This is a genomic window from Streptomyces sp. NBC_01314, assembly GCF_041435215.1.
GTDB lineage: Bacteria > Actinomycetota > Actinomycetes > Streptomycetales > Streptomycetaceae > Streptomyces.
In genome coordinates this window covers 5174319-5193749 of sequence record NZ_CP108394.1, presented here as the reverse complement: position 1 = coordinate 5193749, position 19431 = coordinate 5174319, and the positions used below count along the sequence as shown (strand labels likewise).

Below are 19431 nucleotides of genomic sequence, written 5' to 3'. Positions count from 1 at the left end.
CTCCCATCACCGCACGAAGCAAGGAAGTCGATGAAGATACGCACTGGTCTGGTCGTCGGAACCGTCCTGTCCCTGGGGCTCGTCACCGGCTGCGGTGGCGGCGACACGGACGCCGAGACCGGCACGGAGGCCAGCGGGAGCCCGAAGTCGTCCGCGTCGGCCCCGGCGGCCGGCCGGCCCGTCTACAAGGGCGTGGCGGTTCCGGGACTGGCGGCGAAGCCTGCCTGGAGCCTGGCTCAGAAGGACGGCGAGGAATACGACTGCGCCGGTGAGGCCACCTTCGACAGCGACCATCGGATCGCCGGGACCGGAAGGGACAGCGTTTGCCAGGTGGGGGATGCCTTCCTCCTGGTCCAGGACCTGAGCGCCCCGGTCGACGAGTCCGAGACGGAGACGCAGACGGCGCACTTCGTCGCTCACCTCTATGACGCGGCGACCGGCGAGGAGCGCAAGACCTTCACGGTGAAGTGCGACTACGACCCCACCGGGGGTACCGCCCCGTTGCCCCGCGCGCACGTCCAGGTGGGCGAGTGGAAGGACGGCTCCCCGGCCGTCCTGATCCGCACCTGCGAGAACACGGAGGCGAGCGGCCTGAAGGCGGCCACCGTCAAGACCGTCTACACCATGTACGACTCCAGCGGTGCCGAACTGAGCAGTTCGACGCTCTCCGGTGAGGAGAACGCAGATCTGCCGGTGATCCGGGGGCATGTGGAGATGCCCGACGACAAGGTCACCTTCGCTCCGATCGGTGGCGGCAAGAATTTCGTACTCGACAAGTACCTGGCCGAAAAGGACATCATCGGTTCGGGGCAGGGCTACGTCGACAACGACCACGGGCTCTACACCCCCCTGCGGTTGATCGACCGGACCACGGGCGAGAGCGTCTGGGACACGGGGGACGAGGCCAACCAGCCCGACGAACTGCGCGAGATGGACGGGGAGTTCGAGGACGGGCCCAGGAACCTCTTCCCCCTTCGGGCGGACCAGGCGACGCTCATCTGGTCACCGCTGGGCAAGGGCGACGAGCTGATCACCACGGTCGATCTGCCGACCGGACGCACCGTGGCCGTGGGGCCGGCCGTCAGGATCACCCTGGCCTCGACGGACCTGGCCAAGATCGTCGTATCGCCCGACGGCACGACGGCCGTCGCCAACTTCGGTGAGGGCGCGCTGGCCTGGAACACCCAGACCGGCGCCGAGCTGTGGCGGCAGGAGGCGGACGACAAGGACATCGAACCGCTGATGATCACCCCTGGCGGTGTCCTGTACGCGTCGCTCGACGACGGGGAGGAAGCGGCACTGGCCGCGGGGACCAAGGAACTGCTCGGCATGCTCCCCGAGGACGGGGAGCTTCCCGCAGGGTTCACGAGCAACGGCTACACGCTCGTCGAGACCACCGACGGTCTCTTCGCCTTCGAGACCGAGAAGGCCTGACCGGCCGCTCCCATCCCATTCCACCCCCCCACCCCCAGAAAGGACGGACCCGCGGGTGACCGCAGAACAGCAGAAGAAGCCCCGCGCCGAGGACGACTGGACGATCGAGATCGTCATCGTGGTCGCGATCGTGCTCCTGGGTGTCGTCGGGGCCTGGCTCGCGGCGAAGATCGGCGCGCCGTTCGCGGACGCGCCGGCGCCGGCGTCGAACCCGTTGACGTTCGTCGTCGCCCTGGTCAAGGGCGACTACAGCTGGCCGGGATCCCCGGCCAGTGCCGTCGCCGCCGGTGAGGCCGTGCTGCTCGGCATCCTGGGGACCGCCGCGTACCGGGTTGTGCAGCGGTTCAAGAAGAAGCCGAAGGTGGACGGCGCGGCGCAGCACCTCGCGAAGGGTGAGGAGCTGGGCAAGTTGACGATGAAGGGCGCGGCGGCCACGGCCGAGCGGCTCGGCGTGAAGGCCCGGACGCCGGGTGTCTTCATCGGAAGGTCCGTCAAGGGCAGGCAGCCGTTGTTCGGTTCGTACGAGGACATGCACGTCGACATCTGGGGCCCGCGTACCGGCAAGACGACCCGGCGGGCGGTCCCCGCGATCCTCGACGGGCCCGGCGCCGTCCTCGTCACCTCCAACAAGCGGGACATCGTGGACTCCACACGGGGCCCCCGCTCCGCGCGCGGCCCCGTGTGGGTCTTCGACCCGCAGCAGGTCGCCGCCGAGACGCCCAGCTGGTGGTGGAACCCGCTGTCGTACGTCACCGACGTGGCCAAGGCCCGCAAGATGGCCGACCACTTCGCCAGCGGGTCGCGTGACGCCAACGCCTCCACCGACGCCTTCTTCGACCCGGCCGGCCAGGACCTGCTCGCCAACCTGCTGCTCGCCGCCGCCTGCGGCAAGATGCCGATCACCCAGCTCTACACCTGGCTGTCCAATCCCAAGGACGACACCCCCGAGCGCATCCTGCGCGGCGCCGGGCACTCGATGGCCGCCGACGGCCTCAACGGTGTCCTCACCGCCCCCGACAAACAGCGCAGCGGCATCTACGGCGTCGCCCAGCAGATGGCGTCCTGCCTGGTCAACCCGGAGGTCAACCGCTGGGTGACCCCGCCCGCCGACCCGAACGCGCCCGAGTTCGACCCGCACGCGTTCGTCCGCACCGCCGGCACCCTGTACTCCCTGTCCCGTGAGGGCCGGGACTCCGCCGGGCCGCTCGTCACCGCGCTCACCGTCGCCGTCGTCGAGGCCGCCGAGGAGTACGCCACCACCCAGCGCGGCGGCCGCCTCGCGCTGCCCCTCGTCGGCGTCCTCGACGAGGCCGCCAACGTCTGCCGCTGGCGCTCCCTGCCCGACCTGTACTCCCACTACGGCTCGCGCGGCATCATCCTCATGACCATCCTCCAGTCCTGGGCGCAGGGCATCGAGGTGTGGGGCGAGCGCGGCATGGAGAAGCTGTGGTCGGCCGCGAACATCCGGGTCTACGGCGGCGGCGTCTCCGACACCCGCTTCCTGGGCGACCTCAGCGAGCTGGCGGGTGAGTACGACCAGCGTGAGTACCAGGCGAGCCGTGAGTCGGAGTTCGGCGGCTGGAGCGGTAACCGCACGGTCAGCGAGTCCGTCAGCCGCCAACGCGTCCTCGGCGTCTCCGACCTCGGCGCCATGCCCCCGGGCCGCGCCCTCGTCCTCGCCTCCGGCACCAAGCCGGTCCTGGTCGAGACCATCCCGTGGTGGGAGGGCCCGTACGCCCAGGAGATCCAGGCGTCCCTGAAGAAGTACGACCCCGGGGCGCGCTGAACGGCGGTCGCGACGGCACCCGGCGCGGACCGGGGGCCAGGGGTGACGAGCCGGGAGGAAAGAAGCAGACACCCGCGAAGCGGATGGAGGCCGTGAGTGGGTGAGGCCGTGGGCATCCTGATCGGTGGCGCGGCGGCGTTGACCGTCCCCAACCGGCCCGACCCCATCAGGGATGGCTCTGAACTCCTGCTTCCGCACCGCCGACGTCCACGAACTGCTTCCCGTCCTCCTCTCTCCCCTGCTGGTCTGGTGGCCCTTCGCCCTCAGCTTCTCCGACACCCCCGATATGGCGGCCCCACCCGCAGTGATCTACACCTTCCTTCTCGGCGGCCCGCTGACGGTGACGGCCCTGTCCCTGTGGGAGATACGGCGTCTGCGCGTCCGGCACGGACGACCCTGCGAACAGCCCTGGGGTGCTGAACCGTCCGGTGCGGGATGACGTCTCATCAGGGGAAACGCGTACGCAGCTGTCGGGGAGGCACTCATGGCCATGGTCGGACTGTTCTGGATCGCCGAGGACGGTGGCGTGTACGTCGGGGCGCAGCCGGAGGGGTACGGGGACGGGGTGCGGCTGACGCGGGACTGGGTGGAGGGGCTCGGGACCGGTCAGAGCGCGGTGTGGGGCTGGGCGGAGATCCGGTCGATCGCCGTGCGGTACGTGCGGATCCGGTCCAGCGCCCGGCTGCTCGCCACCACGGCCGTCGACCTCGTCGCCAACGCTGTCGCGGGCGGCGGTGACGCCGCGGCCGCGTTCGAGGTGCACCTTGAGACCGTCGACAGAACCGTCGAACTGAACACCCTGTCGGCCGCGGCCCTCGGCGGCTACGTCCAGTCCGAGTACGACCTCTCCGTCGCGCTGCTGGATCGCATCGTGGCCGGTACGGCGGACGTTGACACCCTCGCGGGCTGGGGCCGTGCCCACGCCACGGAGGGCACGCCACGGCGTGAGCAGCGGGAGGCCCTGCTGCGGAAGTGGGCGACCGAGGGCTGATGCGACGGTGAACGGCAGCGGGTGCCCATGCCGACTCCGCCCTCCGCCCTCCGCCCTCCGCCCTCCGCCCTCCACCCTCCGCCCTCCGGGTTCCCGGGAACCCGGCTGCCCTCGTCCGCCGCCCCCCACAAGGACCACTGGACACCGGGACACCGGAGGGACACATGACGGCACGGGACACTCCGCAGGGCGCTCCACGGGACGCCGCACGCGGCAACGGCATCTCGGTGACCCGCGAGCTGGAGCCGCACGACTGGTCGAACGAGGAGACCGCGGCGTACGAGGCGGCGATCGAGGCCGTCAACGGGGCGGTCGGCGCCCACAGCGCGCGGATCGCCGCGGAGGAGGCCAAGGACGCCCCCGACCCCGCCGTCATCGAGGCCGCGCGCGCCGCGCAGGGGCGGCTGGCGAAGGAGCGTGAGCGGCTGTGCTCGGCCGACCGTGAGCAGATCGCCGAGGCCTGATGATGATCGGCCCGGCCGAAATGGAGCGGTACCGACTGCTCGACGCAGGGACGAGCTGACCGGAACCCGACCGGTGCCAGGACGGCACCCACCCGCCCGATCGCCCCGCTACCCGACCCCCGCCTCCGAGGCCGCCGCGCGCGGGTTCGCATGAGGCTTCGCGTGAGGTCCGCCACCCGCTGCCCCCCCGCCGGTGCCCGGCCGGCCCGCCGGACAGGGGCGGCGGGCCGGCCGGGTGCCGGGTGGTCCCGGTCGCCGTCGGCCCGGTCACACCCGTCCACGGGCGGTGACCGGTCACCGCGCTGACCTGCCACCCCGCCCACATGACCTCGACCACCGCCGCCGCGAACCCCCTCATACCCGACGTCCGGTCGTACGACGAACATTGATCTCCGGCGGGTCCCGGCGCCATCCGTTGGCTCGTGTCACGTGCGGTCCGAGCGGCGACAGCGGGGGCCCTTTGCTCTACCCTCATCACACCGAGACCACACAAGGCTGTTGTCATCTCGTTAAGTGGCTGGTCCTTGACGCTGAGGTGACCACCACGTTGGCTTTCAGCCACATGGGTCGCAGTTGCGCTGCACCCACGCCCGGAAGGCCCTTGATGTGAACGCCCGTACCACCAGCAACACCCCCAGCACTCGTATACGTCGTCGCACCACCGCTCTGCGCCGTACCGCCACCGCCCTCGCCGCCTCCGCCGCGGCCGTCTCCCTCGCCTCCTGCGGGGTCGTGGACGTCGGTGACACCGCGGAGGCGAGCCCCACGAAGGGCGACGACATCACGGTGGGCGTGCTGTTCCCCGACAAGGACACCAAGCGGTACGAGCAGTTCGACTACCCGAACATCAAGAAGAAGATCGCCGAGCTGACCGACAACAAGGGCGTCACCAAGTACGCCAACGCGGAGAAGGACCCGGAGACCCAGAACAGCCAGCTAGAGCAGATGGTCACGGACAAGGTCGACATCATCATCGTCGACGCCGTGGACTCCAAGACCATCGCTTCCGCCGTGCAGACGGCGCACGACGCGGGCATCCCCGTCATCGCCTACGACCGGCTGGCCGAGGGCCCGATCGACGGCTATGTCTCCTTCGACAACGAGCTGGTCGGGCAGGTGCAGGGCCGCTCGCTGGTGGAGGATCTGGGCGACAGTGCCGCCAACAAGATCGTCATGATGAACGGGTCCCCCACCGACCCGAACGCCGCCATGTTCAAGGAGGGCGCGCTCTCCGAGCTCCAGGACAAGGTGACGATCTCCGAGACGTTCGACACCAAGGACTGGGACCCGGTCGTTGCCAAGGCGAACATGGAGAAGGCCGTCGCCAAGCTCGGCGTCGCCAACATCGACGCCGTCTACGCCGCGAACGACGGTATCGCCGGCGCTGTCATCGACGTGCTGAAGACCGCCGGTGTCTCCAAGGTGCCGCCGGTCACCGGGCAGGACGCCGACCTGGACGCCGTGCAGCGGATCCTCACGGGCGACCAGTACATGACCGTGTACAAGTCGTTCCCGACGCAGGCGAGCGCCGCCGCCGAGATGGCCGTCGCCAAGGTCCAGGGCCGCTCCATCGAGTTCGACGCCCTCGCCAAGGACAGCATCGACTCCCCGACCACCAAGAAGATCCCGGCCCAGCTGGTGCCCCCGGTCGCGCTGACCAAGTCCAACATCAAGGACACGGTCATCGCCGACGGCATCTACACGGTCAAGCAGATCTGCACGTCGGCCTTCAAGGACGCGTGCGAAGCGGCCAAGCTGGACTAGCCCCGACCGCCCCACACCCCCCGGCCCGGCAGGGCCACCGCCAGTGCTTCGGCCGGGCGGTGGCCCTGGCGGGCCGTGTTTTGTCGCGGCCGGGCAGCGCCACTGGTGCGAGGCCGCCCTCGACGGCCGTGCGGATTTGCCATGGTCTAGGGTTGCGGTTTGTCATGTCGTGATCACGGGGGGCGACTGTCGCATGCCTCAGAGCAGTTGGGACACACGTACGTCGCGTGCGCGAACATCCGCCGCGCGACACACCGGATCGGTGCCTGCCGCCAAGCGGCCCACCGGAAGGGCGCCGGCGTTCTCCGCCGCGCCGCCCATCGGCCGCGGCGACACCCGGCAGACGGCCCTCCTCGCCCTCGCCCCTGTGCCGGCCTGCTGATCCACCCCCCACCCCCCACGCCCTCCCTTCCCTCACTCAGATCCCCAGAGGACCCCTGCCTTGCGCACACCTGCCCGTACCCGCCGTACCCGCCGTACGCCCTCCGCCCTGACCGCGTCCGGCTGCGCCCTGCTGCTCGCCCTCTCCGTCTCCGGCTGCGGCGACGGAGAGGGCGAGATGCTTCCCGTGGCCAAGGACAGGGAAGCGGTCGCCCTCTTCCTGGAGAAGCACGTCGGATGCCAGGACACCGACTACTACGTGGGCGAAGAGCTGCTGGAGTTCCGCGCCCAGGTCAGCTACGCGGTCGACAGCGCCGGTGAATGCGACGTCAGTGACGACATCGACATCGACTTCCTGCACTTCACCAGCCTGGGCGACTTCCAGAAGGACGTGGCGAACTCCGAGATCGCCGACGACACGGGCCTGATGGTCGGCACGACCTTCGCCGTCGACGCCGACAACGAGGAGAACGCCAAGGCCCTCCTCGATGCGGGCCTCCTCTACCTCGTCTGCGAACCGGGCGTGGACATACCGAGCACCTACCGGCAGGACGAGGGCGAGGCCGGCTGCGTACTGACGGACTACGCGCGGGAGGAGCCGGAGGACCAATAGTCACGACCAGGCCGGGTACCACCGGCCCCGTGAGTCGGCCGGGACTACGAGGCGCCCCCGGCCGCCCCGCGGTAGATGCCCCTGGACGTCACACCTGTCTCCGCTGGCGCAACGCCAACGCCCGCCACCCCGACGTGCTCGCCGCCCAGCGCAAGGAACGCGCCCGTATCCGAAGCCAGCACCCGTATCCGAAGCGAATGCCCGCATTCGAAGCGAGAGAACTGTCCGAGGCGAGAGAGGCATCCGCTGGGGCGGCCGACCGCTTGCGGCAGCAGCTTGATCAGACCGGAACTTCAAATACGAGTTCGAGGCCGTCCTCCTCGTCCCATTGCTCTCCGACCTCCACAAAGCCGAATCCCGAAATCGTGGCCAGGGATGCGGCGTTGTCAGGACTGATCGTCACCCGCACGGTCCCGACTCGGGCTTCGGCAGCGGCACGACGGACCAACGCGGTCAGCATCGCCCTGGCGTAGCCCTGACGACGGTGGACGGGGGTCACCGAGTAACCGAGCTCCACCATCCCCGCCTCATCCGGCGGCCCCTGGAACCCGGCGAACCCCACGACGACACCTTCCGGCTGGGCCACCACGATCTGAGTGATCCACCCCACGCAACCCGGGTCCGAGGCCAGCTGGTTGACCCGATACCGCCACACCCACTTCGCCGTGTCGGTGACGAAGTCCTCGGTGAGAGCGACACCTGCTTCGGCACTGGCGCCAGCCAGGTCGTCCTCCAGCAAGGCCCTCATGGTCGCGCTCGACAACTCGACAAACCGCACGGACTTCGGGCTCGTGGGCGCAGGGGTTCGGCGCTCGACTTTGTCTGTCACAACTCGAATCGTCGTGAAGAGCCCAGGACGTGTCCAACGGTTTCCGCGGTGGCTGTGAGGCATGCCCCGACCGGGGGGCGTCCGCACGGCGGCGGCGACTGCGGGTGGGGGATCTCCGCGCGGCCTGCACGCGGCCGTCGACCTCGAGTTTCGTTTAGACGGCACAGATATGGTCCTTGACGGTGTGTCCGCTGATGGTCAGCGTATCGGCCATGTGTGAATTCGACAGGACTCTCCAGAAATGCAAGAGTTCCCGCTCGCGCGGACTGAGTGTGGCCACCAGTTTCCTTGCGAAGACTGTTTCCTCGGCCAGTCGGCCGCTCGCTCGGCAGGCGGCTCACCAGGACGATTCTCGGCAGCAGGTCCGGCCGGACCGTCCGCATGAGGCGCGACGACTGACGCGCTGCCCTCACCCGCAACTCGTTGTTGCTTCTCCGTTTTCAGGGCGAGCCGAGGGAAACTCGGCGAACGGAGAAGAGGAATTTGCTACTGAATTGAGCGATCAATCTCAACGAGTTCACTCGCTCTGCACAGAACATGCATCCTGTCGCCATCTTCAGCTTGTTGCAGAGCGCACTGCCTGAGGGGTGGAGATATAGGGGTGCAGTGGTACGTACGAGGACAGAATACCGGTGATGACGTGTTGCGGAGCCGGTGCGGGCCGCGCATAGTTGCGCTGCGAACAGCTCGGAGCCGGGGGTGAATTGGTTGATGGCCGGGCACGCGAACGAGGAGCATCCGCACGGTGCCGACCGGCTCTGCGCCGCCGGGGACCGCGTGTACTCCAGAGCCGTACGACGGGGCCGCGTCCCGCGCGCGGACGCCGACCCCGTGCCCTGCCTGCTCGACCTCGCCCTGCTGCACCCCGACCCCGACGACATGGGCTGGCTGGTTCCCACCTCCCCGCAGGAGGTCATGACCCGGCTGCTGCGTGGTGTCCACGCGGAGGTCAGCGCCAGCCAGGCGCGCATGGGCGCGGCGGTCGACGCCGTCGAGTGGTACGCGGGCCTCGGCAGCTCCCGGGGCAGGCAGTCGGCGGAGAGCAATGCGATCCGGGTGCTCGACGGGCTGGCCCGGATCCGGGCGGCGATCGACGAGGCCACCGACCGTTGCACCTCGGAGGTGCTGACCGTGCAGCCGGGCGGCATCCGGCGCGAGGACGAGCTGCGCGAGGGGCTGCACCGGGCGCTGGCGATGTGCCGCCGGGGTGTGCGCATGCGGGACCTGTACACGCATGTGGCCCGGCACGGGCAGGGCCTGCACAACTACATGGAGCTGATGGGGGAGTCGGCGGAGGCCCGCACCCTGGACGAGGTCGTGGAACGCCTCATCGTCTTCGACCGCACCGTGGCCTTCATCCCCGCCAACACCGACCGGACCATGGCCCTGGAGATCCGCCACCCGGCGCTGGTGGAGTACCTGGTCACCGTCTTCGAACGGCTGTGGCGGCTCGGCGTCCCGCTCGCCGAGTCCCTCCCGTCGACCGGTGTCACGGGCATCACCCACCGGGAGCGGTCCATCGCGGCACTGCTGGCGGAGGGCCACCAGGACGCGGTGGTCGCCGAGCGGCTCGGCATCAGCGTCCGCACCTGCCGGGCCCACATCGCCCGCCTCTCCGAGCGGCTCGGCGCGGCCAGCCGTACACAGCTGGGCGTCCGCATCGCCCAGGCCGGCCTCGACGGCCCACCCCGCTCCACCCCACCGGACGACCTCCCCGCCCTGCCCTCCCCTACGGCTCCGGTTGCCGCTCCAGAATCCCCGACCGCCCGATGAGATAGCCGAGTTGGGCTCGACTCTCACTGCCCAGCTGGGCTGCGAGCTTGGCGATGTGCAGACGGGCGGTGCGGATGTTGAGGCCGAGACGGTCGGCGATGGCGGAGTCGGTGTGGCCCTCCACCAGGAGACGGGCGATGGCGCGTTGGCGGGGGGTGACGCCGTCGGTCGAGGGGACCCGGACGGCTTCGGGATACATGGGGGTGGCCAGCCTCCAAAGGCGGTCGAAGACCGTGGCGAGGAAGGAGACCAGGGCGGGCTGCCGGATCTCCAGGGCCCGCGTGCGGTCCTCGCTGGCGGGGAGGAAGGCCACCGACCGGTCCACGATCAGGAGGCGCTTCGTGACCTCGTCGAGGGTGCGGACCTGGACGTCACCCGTCAGCTGCTCGAAGTGGGCGACGACTCCGAGGTCGTGCCGCGTGGTGTCCTGGTAGAGCGTGCGGATGCGGCAGCCCCGGGACAGTAACCGCTGTTCGCGGGGGAGGCCCACGTCACGCAGACGCACGGGGGAGCGTTTGCCCCCGGGCTGGATGGTGAGCAACTCGTCGCGGGCCTCGTCCATGGCCAGGCTTATGGCCTCGTTGATCCGGTCGAATCCGGTCAGCAGACCGATGCCCGGAACCTCCGTGACCGACTCGGAAAGCCCGTCGAGTGCCAGCAGTGGTTCGAACGCCTCCGCCAGCCGGGCCTCGTCGTGCCGCCGCCGGGCGATGTCCCGGGCGCTCTCGTGCAGCAGTCGCGGCAGGGCCAGCGTCGGCGCCAGCGGGCGCAGCCACCGTGGGTCTTTGTCGTCCGCGCGCAGGAGCCCGAAGTCGAGCAGACAGGGCACGTGATCGGAGTCCTCTGCCGGGATCCGGCCCTCGCGCAGCGCCTGCCCGTACAGGTCCAGCCCCGCCTCGCACAACTCCGCTGGTCCGTGCTCGTGACCCTCGGAGACCCCGTACAACCCGTCTCCCACGTCGGTCAGCTCTCCTGCTCCAGCATTCCCGACTGCGCTATCCGAAAGCCGAGTTGGGCCCTGCTGCCGCTGCCCAGCGCCGTCGCCAGCTTGGCTATGTGGGCCCGGCAGGTGCGGACGTTCATGCCGAGGCGGCGGGCGATGGCTTCATCGACGTGGCCCTCGATGAGCAGCTTGGCTATGGAGTGCTGGATCTCGCTGATTCCGTCGGACGCGGTCTCGTAGGGGGCGCCGGCGGTCAGTGGGACCGCTCGGCCCCACATGAACTCGAAGACCTTGACCAGGTAACGCACGAGGCCCGGATGCCTGAGTTCGAGGGCGACCTGCTGGTCGTCGCGGGTGGGGATGAAGGCGACGGTGTCGTCGCAGATGATGAGGCGCTCGACCAGCTCGTCGATGGTGCGGTACTCCACCTTGCCGTCGGACAGTCGTGCCACGTAGGCCAGCTTCTCCGGGCTGTGCCGGGCCGTGTGTTGATACAGGGTACGGATCCGCACACCACGTTCGATCAACGGTCTGTCACGTTCCAGGCCTTGGAGCAGGTTGCGCTCTGATATGCGGTTGCTCGGCTGGACCGTGAGCACCTCGGTCTGGCACTCGGCGGTGGCCAGGTTCAGTGCCATCTGGATCCGCTCGCCGCCTTCCAGCACGCTGATCGCGTGTGTCGGGGCCGACACCTGTGCGCTGAGGGCCATGAAGGGTTCGAAGGCGTCGGTGAGCTCGATCGACCGCCGCCGCTGCTCGCTGATGTCGCGCTCTATGGGGTTGAGTCGCTGGGCCAGTACAACCGAAGGGGGAACCGGGCGGAGCCAGTTCGCGTCATCGGGGTCGGGATGGAGGAGGGCGAACTCCATGAGGCATGGGGCGGGCTCCACGTCCTCACGTGTGATGCGTCCCGTCCGCAGTGCGTGTGCGTAGAGACGTGCTCCGTCGTCACACAGATCAGCCACCGTGTGGGGATGTGCCACTTTGGCCCGATTTTCCATCAAATCTCCACCCCCCAGGGTCCTGAACATGCAGGAACATGATGCATTGATTATGTGGCCATGAAGTGCCCGAATGAGCCATCGTCGTACTCGACGGGGGAAAGAGGGGACCTTCAAGTGAGGACGAAGCCGACTATGCGCAAGAGAATGCTTCGCTCGGTGCTTGTCGCCGCCTTTTCCACCGTTTTCATCTTCGGAGCGCTGGGTGGTCTCTCCGATGCGAAGGGTGATATTCGCGCGGACACCAGTTGGCCGGCGGTGGCGGAGTCGACGGCACTGGCGCGAGCCTCGGACACCAGCTGGCCGGTACCTCCGGCTGATGATGGTGCGGGGGGCTGATGTGACCACTCCTCCTGACGACCGTTCCTTCCGCCGAGAAATGGCCACCGCCTACCGCTCCGGTTGGCACTTCATCGACCTGGCCACCGCCATCCCCCACAGCGGTGACTCGTTGATGGTGACCGTGTTCGGCGAACCGGTGGTGGTGACGAGGGACGAGGACGAGGACATCCGGGCGTACCGGTGTCTGCGGCGACCGCGCGGCGCGCCGCAGCCAGTGCGGTGTGCCGTCCGGTACGGGATGGTCTTCGTCAATCTCGACCAGCGCGACCACCGGCTCGCCGAGCCGGAGACCCCGGCCTCCACGGCCGTATCAGCCACCCCCCGCAGTGCCTGAAGCGATTCCCCCGTCGTTTCAAATCGCTCAGGCGCTTCCCCCCCAGCAGCGGCGTCACCGTGACCTGAACACGGTGACGCCGCTGCAGGCTTACGGGGATATTTCGGGATGCCCGCCGGTATCGGTACGGGCCCGTCCGCCCGCTCATCTGTCCGAAAAAAGGTCAACCGGAAGCTGACGGTGACCGTCAGCCGCGCCCCAGCGCCCCCGTCAGTTCGATCTCGATGACGACGCGGAGCGGGTTGGGCCGCGGCTCCCTGCCGTACCGCTCCGCGTACCGCCGCTCCGCCTCCGCGACCCGCTCCCGGTCCTCGTGGACGCGGGCGAGCCCCTCCAGCGTGGCCCAGCGCGCGCCCTCCATCTGGCACACGGCGACCCTGGCGCCCTCGGCCCCCGCGGCGCGCACGTGTCGTGCCTTCGCGCTCCCCGTACGGGTGATCACCCGAGCTATCCGGGCCGCGGGATCGTAAGTGACGCCGACGGGCACCACATGGGGGCTGCCGTCGGCGCGGAGGGTGGTCAGGGTGCAGAGGTGACGCTCCTGCCAGAAGGCGAGGTATGCGGCATCGGGGTTACCGGGGTCCACTCGATAGGTGCTCACGGCCCAGGAATCTAGCGAGGAATCGGGATACCCGGTCCTCAGGTCTCAGGAAGCTTCTCCACACTCCACCTTGAGTGGAATAGACTCAACTTTGTGCACGTTGCCCAAGTCAGTATGGCCGGGGCCGACCGGCACCGCGGACTGAAGACTGAAGACTGATGACCGACGCAACGGCTGACGCAAGGAGGGAAACGCGAACGTGGACGCCGAGCTGACCAACAGGAGCCGGGACGCGATCAACGCGGCCAGCAACCAGGCCGTGTCCGAGGGACACGCCGACTTCACCCCCGCCCACCTGCTGCTGGCTCTGCTCCAGGGCCAGGACAACGAGAACATCACCGACCTGCTCGTCGCGGTCGAGGCCGACCTGGCGGTCGTGCGGACCGGCGCCGAGAAGATCCTGTCCGGTCTGCCCAGTGTGACCGGCTCCACCGTGTCGCCGCCCCAGCCCAACCGCGAGCTGCTGAGCGTGGTCGCCGAGGCCCAGGCCAAGGCCAAGGAGCTGGGCGACGAGTACGTCTCCACCGAGCACCTCCTGATCGGGATCGCCGAGAAGGGCGGCCAGGCCGGGGACGTACTCTCCCGGCAGGGGGCGAACGCCAGGAAGTTGCAGGAGGCGTTCCAGAAGGCAAGGGGAGGACGCCGGGTGACCACAGCCGATCCGGAGGGGCAGTACAAGGCCCTGGAGAAGTTCGGGACCGACTTCACCGCCGCCGCGCGGGAAGGGAAGCTCGATCCCGTCATCGGCCGGGACCAGGAGATCCGGCGCGTCGTGCAGGTGCTCTCCCGCCGGACCAAGAACAACCCCGTCCTCATCGGTGAGCCCGGCGTCGGCAAGACCGCCGTCGTCGAGGGGCTCGCCCAGCGGATCGTGAAGGGCGATGTGCCCGAGTCGCTGAAGAACAAGCGGCTGGTCTCGCTGGACCTCGGTGCCATGGTCGCGGGGGCCAAGTACCGGGGTGAGTTCGAGGAGCGGCTGAAGACGGTCCTCGCGGAGATCAAGGGCTCCGACGGCCAGATCATCACCTTCATCGACGAGCTGCACACCGTCGTCGGCGCGGGCGCCGGCGGCGACTCCGCGATGGACGCGGGCAACATGCTGAAGCCGATGCTCGCCCGCGGCGAGCTGCGCATGGTCGGCGCGACGACCCTCGACGAGTACCGCGAGCGCATCGAGAAGGACCCGGCGCTGGAGCGCCGCTTCCAGCAGGTGCTGGTCGCCGAGCCGACCGTCGAGGACACCATCGCGATCCTGCGCGGGCTCAAGGGCCGGTACGAGGCCCATCACAAGGTCGTGATCGCGGACGCGGCACTGGTCGCCGCCGCCACCCTCTCCGACCGGTACATCACCTCCCGCTTCCTGCCCGACAAGGCCATCGACCTCGTCGACGAGTCCGCCTCCCGGCTCCGCATGGAGATCGACTCCTCGCCCGTCGAGATCGACGAGCTCCAGCGGTCCGTGGACCGGCTCCGCATGGAGGAGATGGCCCTCGACAAGGAGACCGACGCCGCCTCCCGCGACCGCCTGGAGAAGCTGCGCCGCGACCTCGCCAACAAGGAGGAGGACCTGCGCAACCTCACCGCCCGCTGGGAGAAGGAGAAGCAGTCCCTCAACGCCGTCGGTGAACTCAAGGAGAAGCTCGACGAGCTGCGCGGCCAGGCCGAACGCGCCCAGCGCGACGGCGACTTCGACACCGCCTCCAAGCTGCTCTACGGCGAGATCCCCACGCTGGAAAGGGCGTTGGAGGAGGCCTCCGAGGCCGAGGAGGCCGCGGCGTCCAAGAACACCATGGTCAAGGACGAGGTCGGCGCCGACGACATCGCGGACGTCGTCGCCGCCTGGACCGGCATCCCGGCCGGCCGCCTGCTGGAGGGCGAGACCCAGAAGCTGCTCCGCATGGAGGACGAGCTGGGCCGCCGTCTGATCGGCCAGAGCGAGGCCGTACGGGCGGTGTCGGACGCCGTACGCCGGTCCCGGGCCGGTATCGCCGACCCCGACCGCCCCACCGGCTCCTTCGTCTTCCTCGGCCCCACCGGCGTCGGCAAGACCGAGCTGGCCAAGGCCCTCGCCGACTTCCTCTTCGACGACGAGCGGGCCATGATCCGCATCGACATGTCGGAGTACGGCGAGAAGCACAGCGTCGCCCGGCTCGTCGGCGCGCCCCCCGGGTACATCGGCTACGAGGAGGGCGGCCAGCTGACGGAGTCCGTCCGCAGGCGTCCCTACTCGGTCGTGTTGCTGGACGAGGTGGAGAAGGCACACCCCGAGGTCTTCGACATCCTCCTGCAGGTGCTGGACGACGGCCGGCTCACGGACGGACAGGGCCGTACGGTCGATTTTCGCAACACGATCCTGATCCTCACCTCGAACCTGGGCAGCCAGTACCTGGTCGACCCGGTCACCAGCGAGGAGGTGAAGAAGCAGCAGGTCATGGACGTGGTGCGGGCCTCCTTCAAGCCGGAGTTCCTCAATCGTCTCGACGACCTCGTGGTCTTCTCCGCGCTGAACAGGGCGGAGCTGGAGCGCATCGCGAAGCTCCAGATCGACCGCCTCGCCAAGCGCCTCGCCGAGCGCCGCCTCACCCTGGAGGTCACCCCCGAGGCCCTGGCCTGGCTCGCGGACAAGGGCAACGACCCGGCGTACGGCGCCCGCCCGCTCCGCCGTCTCGTCCAGACCGCCATCGGCGACCGCCTGGCCAAGGAGATCCTCTCCGGCGAGGTCAAGGACGGCGACACGGTCCGGGTGGACGCGTTCGGGGAGGGCGAGGGGCTGATCGTGGGCCCGGTTCCCCAGGAAGGGACGGGTAAGACGCTGTAAGGCGAAGGCATTCTCCGGTCGCGGCCCCGGGACAAGTACTTCGGGTACTTCGGGGCCGCGCGAGGGAACGCACAGGTCGGGAGCCGCGCGAATGTCCTCCCCCTGCCGCTTCGGCGCCGAGCGGGAGACCCCGACCCGAGCGGAGCCGCAGGGGCGGACGACGGGAGCGACTTGTCCGGAGGAAGGGCTCCGCCAGTACTTCCTGGAGCTTCGGCAGGCCAGGGGAACGGGGCCGGGATTCCGGCACTCCCGTCGCGGATCCGACGCGCGGGGCAATCCTGTCGGCGGTGGCAGTTGCCGGGCAAGGGCCAAGAGAGAGAGGGTGGGATCTGTACGTCTGGTCTCCGCTCTGCGACGGCCGGACGAGCCAGACGACTGCAGGAGTATGAAACGTATGTCAATCGACCCGTCCTCGATTCCGAACTTCGGGGGCCAGCCCGAGCCGCAGCCCCAAGGCCCGGCGGGCCCCGTCGTTCCGGATCAGGACCTCGTGAAGCAGCTCCTGGACCAGATGGAGCTGAAGTACGTCGTCGACGACGAGGGTGACCTCGCGGCGCCGTGGGAGGAATTCCGTACGTACTTCATGTTCCGTGGCGAGGGTGACCAGCAGGTCTTCTCGGTGCGCACGTTCTTCGACCGCCCGCACCAGATCGACGCGAAGCCGGCACTGCTGGAGACCATCGACGACTGGAACCGCCGCACCCTGTGGCCCAAGGTCTACAGCCACACCCACGACGACGGCACGGTCCGCCTCATCGGCGAGGCCCAGCTGCTGATCGGCTCCGGCGTCAGCCTGGAGCACTTCGTCTCGTCGACGGTCAGCTGGGTGCGTGCCGCCATCGAGTTCGACAAGTGGCTCGTAGAGCAGCTCGGCCTGGCCGAGGACGTCGACGAGGCCGACGACAAGCCCAAGGACGGCGACGACGGCGACGACGACGCGTAGTCGGCGGCGCACGCCCCGCGCAGACGTACGAGAGCCCGGCCAGGGCGCCCGCCACCGCGGTGGCGGTGTGCCCCGGCCGGGCTCCCGCCGTCAGAATGCCGACTTCAGCCGCTTCGCAGCCTCCTCCAACACCTCCGTGCGCTTGCAGAAGGCGAACCGTACGAAGGGCGCGCCGGCCTCGCGGTGGTCGTAGAACACGGCGTTCGGGATGGCCACCACGCCCGCCCGCTCCGGCAGCGCACGGCAGAAGGCGAAGCCGTCGCTCTCGCCGAGGGGGCGGATGTCGGTGGTGACGAAGTACGTGCCCGCCGTCCGGAACACCTCGAAACCGGCGTCCGAGAGCCCCGTCGCCAGAAGGTCCCGCTTGGCCAGCATGTCCGCGCGGAACGCCTCGAAGTAGCTGTCCGGCAGCGCGAGCGCCTCGGCGACGGCGTACTGGAACGGCCCGGACGCCACGTACGTCAGGTACTGCTTCGCCGAGCGCACGGCCGTGACGAGCGCGGGCGCGGCCGTCACCCAGCCCACCTTCCACCCCGTGAAGGAGAAGGTCTTGCCCGCGGACCCGATGGTGACGGTCCGCTCCCGCATCCCCGGGAAGGTGGCGAGTGGCAGGTGCTCGGCCTCGTCGAAGACCAGGTGCTCGTACACCTCGTCCGTCACGACCAGCAGATCCCGCTCGACGGCCAGCTCGGCGATCGCGGTCAGCTCCTCACGGGTGAGGACGGTGCCGGTCGGGTTGTGCGGCGTATTGATCAGCAGCAGTCGCGTCCGGTCGGTGACGGCGTTCCGCAGCTCGTCGAGGTCCAGCCGGAAGCGTCGATCCGCGACTCCGTCGCGGGACCCCTCTGACGGCCGTAGCGTCACCGGTACGCGCGTCCCGCCCGCCATCGCGATGCAGGCCGCGTACGAGTCGTAGTACGGCTCCAGGGCGACCACCTCGTCGCCCGGCTCCAGCAGCCCCAGCAGCGCGGCCGCGATGGCCTCCGTGGCGCCCGCCGTGACCAGCACCTCCGTGTCCGGGTCGAAGGCCAGCCCGTATCGCCGCCGCTGGTGGTCGGCGATCGCGGTGCGCAGCTCGGGGACGCCCGGCCCCGGCGGGTACTGGTTGCCCCGGCCGTCGCGCAGCGCCCGTACGGCGGCCTCGCGGATCTCCTCGGGGCCGTCGGTGTCCGGGAAACCCTGGCCCAGGTTGATCGACCCGGTCTGCAGGGCGAGCGCCGACATCTCGGCGAAGATCGTCGTCCCGAACTCGGCGAGCCGCCGGTTGAGCGGAGGACGAGGGGGGCGGGCGGGGCTTGAGCTGGAGGTCATGGCCGTCATCCTGCGCCGAACCTCTGGAGTTCCTCAACTTGGCTTTGGCCGGTGAGACGCGAGGGCATCCCCACGTCACGCACGGCCCACGGGGGGTCTGCAGGGGAACGAAAGGCAGGTGCCGAGATGGAGGTCTTCTTCTTTTTCTTCATGGGCGCGGTCGTCCTGATCAGCATTGTCTCCAGCGCCGGACGCGGCTCGCGGCGGGGCCGTCGGCGCTCGCACAGCTGGTGGGCGGACAGCGGGTCCTCCCACCAGAGCGGCGGAGGCTCGTCCTGTGGCGGCAGCTCGTCCTGTGGCGGCGGCTCCTCCTGTGGCGGAGGCGGTGGTGGCGGCGGGGGCTGCGGCGGCGGAAGCTGACCGCCACATAGCCGACAAAGCTCTGGACTTGCTCAATTCGGCTTTGAGTGGTCCGCGGCGGGGGCATCTCCGCGACACGCAAGTGAGCGAGGCACCCACGGGGGGTCGCTTCGGGGGGCAAGGCAAATGAAGAGGGGAGGGTGAGCCATCGTGGAGAACGACCTCATCCTGGTACTCGTCGCCATCGGAGTGGTGGTCCTCATCGGCTTGGCGGTCGTCGTCCGAGCCGGCAGGCGCGCCAGGTGCGGAGGGCGGCGCCGCAGCTGGTGGGCGAACGGCGGGTCGTCCGGTGGATCGTCGTCCGGTGGATCGTCGTGCGCGGGCAGCTCGTCCTGTGGGGGCGGGTCCTCCTGCGGTGGTGGCGGTGGCTGCGGTGGCGGGAGCTGACCGGTGATCGAGACACTCCTCATGCTCGGCGTCCTGCTGTTCGTCGCCCTCGTGGTGATCGCGTCGCTGTTGGTCCCCATCGTCGTGCTGACCACGCGAGGCGGTATCGGTGACGCGCCCGGTTCGGGGCCGCGCCGCCCGCGCCGACGGGACGACAGCTGGTGGGCCGGCGCCGCACGGTCGCCGTGGCCCGACAGCGGCGGCGACGGCGACAGTCACGGCCACGGCGGCTCGTCGTCGTGCGGCGGCGGCTCGTCCTGTGGGGGAGGCTCATCCTGTGGGGGAGGCTCGTCCTCCTCCTGCGGTGGCGGCAGCAGCTGACCGCGCACGAACACGTTGTGCAGTCGCACGAACAA

General features: G+C 69.5%; 17 protein-coding genes and 1 pseudogene. 13 read left to right on the top strand and 5 right to left on the bottom strand.

Features of this window, described 5'->3' with window-relative positions:
• The first annotated feature begins 30 nt into the window (after positions 1-30).
• The 8 genes and pseudogenes from OG622_RS22710 to OG622_RS22675 all read left to right on the top strand — a co-directional run.
• A complete protein-coding gene (locus tag OG622_RS22710; protein ID WP_371578465.1) occupies positions 31-1434 on the top strand; it encodes a hypothetical protein in 1404 nt (467 codons plus the stop codon).
• Between the two features lie 55 nt (positions 1435-1489).
• Entirely contained in the window at positions 1490-3220 is a 1731-nt protein-coding gene (locus OG622_RS22705) for a type IV secretory system conjugative DNA transfer family protein (protein WP_371578464.1), read from the top strand.
• A 172-nt stretch (positions 3221-3392) separates the two neighbouring features.
• The gene (locus OG622_RS22700; protein WP_371578463.1) at positions 3393-3659 is read left to right on the top strand and encodes a hypothetical protein; all 267 of its coding nucleotides are present in this window, start codon (positions 3393-3395) and stop codon (positions 3657-3659) included.
• 45 nt (positions 3660-3704) lie between these two features.
• Positions 3705-4211 (top strand): hypothetical protein, encoded by a 507-nt coding sequence (locus OG622_RS22695; RefSeq protein WP_371578462.1) that lies wholly within the window; start codon positions 3705-3707, stop codon positions 4209-4211.
• A 164-nt stretch (positions 4212-4375) separates the two neighbouring features.
• Positions 4376-4675: a hypothetical protein gene (locus tag OG622_RS22690; protein ID WP_371578461.1), complete on the top strand. Its 300-nt coding sequence runs from the start codon at positions 4376-4378 to the stop codon at positions 4673-4675.
• Between the two features lie 606 nt (positions 4676-5281).
• Entirely contained in the window at positions 5282-6439 is a 1158-nt protein-coding gene (locus OG622_RS22685) for a sugar ABC transporter substrate-binding protein (protein WP_371578460.1), read from the top strand.
• A gap of 442 nt (positions 6440-6881) precedes the next feature.
• On the top strand, positions 6882-7433 hold the full coding sequence (locus tag OG622_RS22680) for a hypothetical protein (RefSeq protein ID WP_371578459.1): 552 nt from the start codon (positions 6882-6884) through the stop codon (positions 7431-7433).
• A gap of 89 nt (positions 7434-7522) precedes the next feature.
• Positions 7523-7713, top strand: a pseudogene (locus OG622_RS22675) (hypothetical protein); the annotation flags it as partial.
• On the opposite strand, the gene OG622_RS22670 reads toward OG622_RS22675, so the two are convergent.
• Positions 7714-8181, bottom strand: coding sequence for a GNAT family N-acetyltransferase (locus tag OG622_RS22670; RefSeq protein WP_371584179.1), 468 nt, complete (start codon positions 8179-8181; stop codon positions 7714-7716).
• A 792-nt stretch (positions 8182-8973) separates the two neighbouring features.
• Between OG622_RS22670 and OG622_RS22665 the strand changes: the two genes are divergently transcribed.
• Entirely contained in the window at positions 8974-10035 is a 1062-nt protein-coding gene (locus OG622_RS22665) for a LuxR C-terminal-related transcriptional regulator (protein WP_371578458.1), read from the top strand.
• Here the strand turns inward: OG622_RS22665 and OG622_RS22660 are convergent.
• Together OG622_RS22660 and OG622_RS22655 are read right to left on the bottom strand one after the other, a co-directional pair.
• Positions 9992-10993: a LuxR C-terminal-related transcriptional regulator gene (locus tag OG622_RS22660; RefSeq protein WP_371578457.1), complete on the bottom strand. Its 1002-nt coding sequence runs from the start codon at positions 10991-10993 to the stop codon at positions 9992-9994. The two genes, OG622_RS22665 and OG622_RS22660, sit on opposite strands and share 44 nt — an antisense overlap.
• 5 nt (positions 10994-10998) lie before the next feature.
• A complete protein-coding gene (locus OG622_RS22655) occupies positions 10999-12009 on the bottom strand; it encodes a helix-turn-helix transcriptional regulator (protein WP_371578456.1) in 1011 nt (336 codons plus the stop codon).
• Between the two features lie 310 nt (positions 12010-12319).
• On the opposite strand from OG622_RS22655, the gene OG622_RS22650 reads away from it, so the two are divergent.
• Positions 12320-12655: a hypothetical protein gene (locus OG622_RS22650; RefSeq protein WP_037702762.1), complete on the top strand. Its 336-nt coding sequence runs from the start codon at positions 12320-12322 to the stop codon at positions 12653-12655.
• Positions 12656-12842: 187 nt separating this feature from the next.
• Here the strand turns inward: OG622_RS22650 and OG622_RS22645 are convergent, their stop codons facing one another.
• On the bottom strand, positions 12843-13256 hold the full coding sequence (locus OG622_RS22645; protein ID WP_371578455.1) for a pyridoxamine 5'-phosphate oxidase family protein: 414 nt from the start codon (positions 13254-13256) through the stop codon (positions 12843-12845).
• A 199-nt stretch (positions 13257-13455) separates the two neighbouring features.
• Between OG622_RS22645 and clpB the strand changes: the two genes are divergently transcribed.
• Together clpB and OG622_RS22635 are read left to right on the top strand one after the other, a co-directional pair.
• Entirely contained in the window at positions 13456-16074 is a 2619-nt protein-coding gene (gene clpB / locus OG622_RS22640; protein ID WP_371578454.1) for an ATP-dependent chaperone ClpB, read from the top strand.
• A gap of 394 nt (positions 16075-16468) precedes the next feature.
• Positions 16469-17017 carry a YbjN domain-containing protein gene (locus tag OG622_RS22635; RefSeq protein WP_371578453.1) on the top strand — a complete coding sequence of 183 codons (549 nt, stop codon included), beginning with the start codon at positions 16469-16471 and terminating at the stop codon, positions 17015-17017.
• Positions 17018-17107: 90 nt separating this feature from the next.
• Here the strand turns inward: OG622_RS22635 and OG622_RS22630 are convergent, their stop codons facing one another.
• Positions 17108-18337, bottom strand: coding sequence for a pyridoxal phosphate-dependent aminotransferase (locus tag OG622_RS22630; protein WP_371578452.1), 1230 nt, complete (start codon positions 18335-18337; stop codon positions 17108-17110).
• 741 nt (positions 18338-19078) lie between these two features.
• Between OG622_RS22630 and OG622_RS22625 the strand changes: the two genes are divergently transcribed.
• Positions 19079-19396 carry a hypothetical protein gene (locus tag OG622_RS22625; protein WP_371578451.1) on the top strand — a complete coding sequence of 106 codons (318 nt, stop codon included), beginning with the start codon at positions 19079-19081 and terminating at the stop codon, positions 19394-19396.
• The last annotated feature ends 35 nt before the right edge of the window (positions 19397-19431 follow it).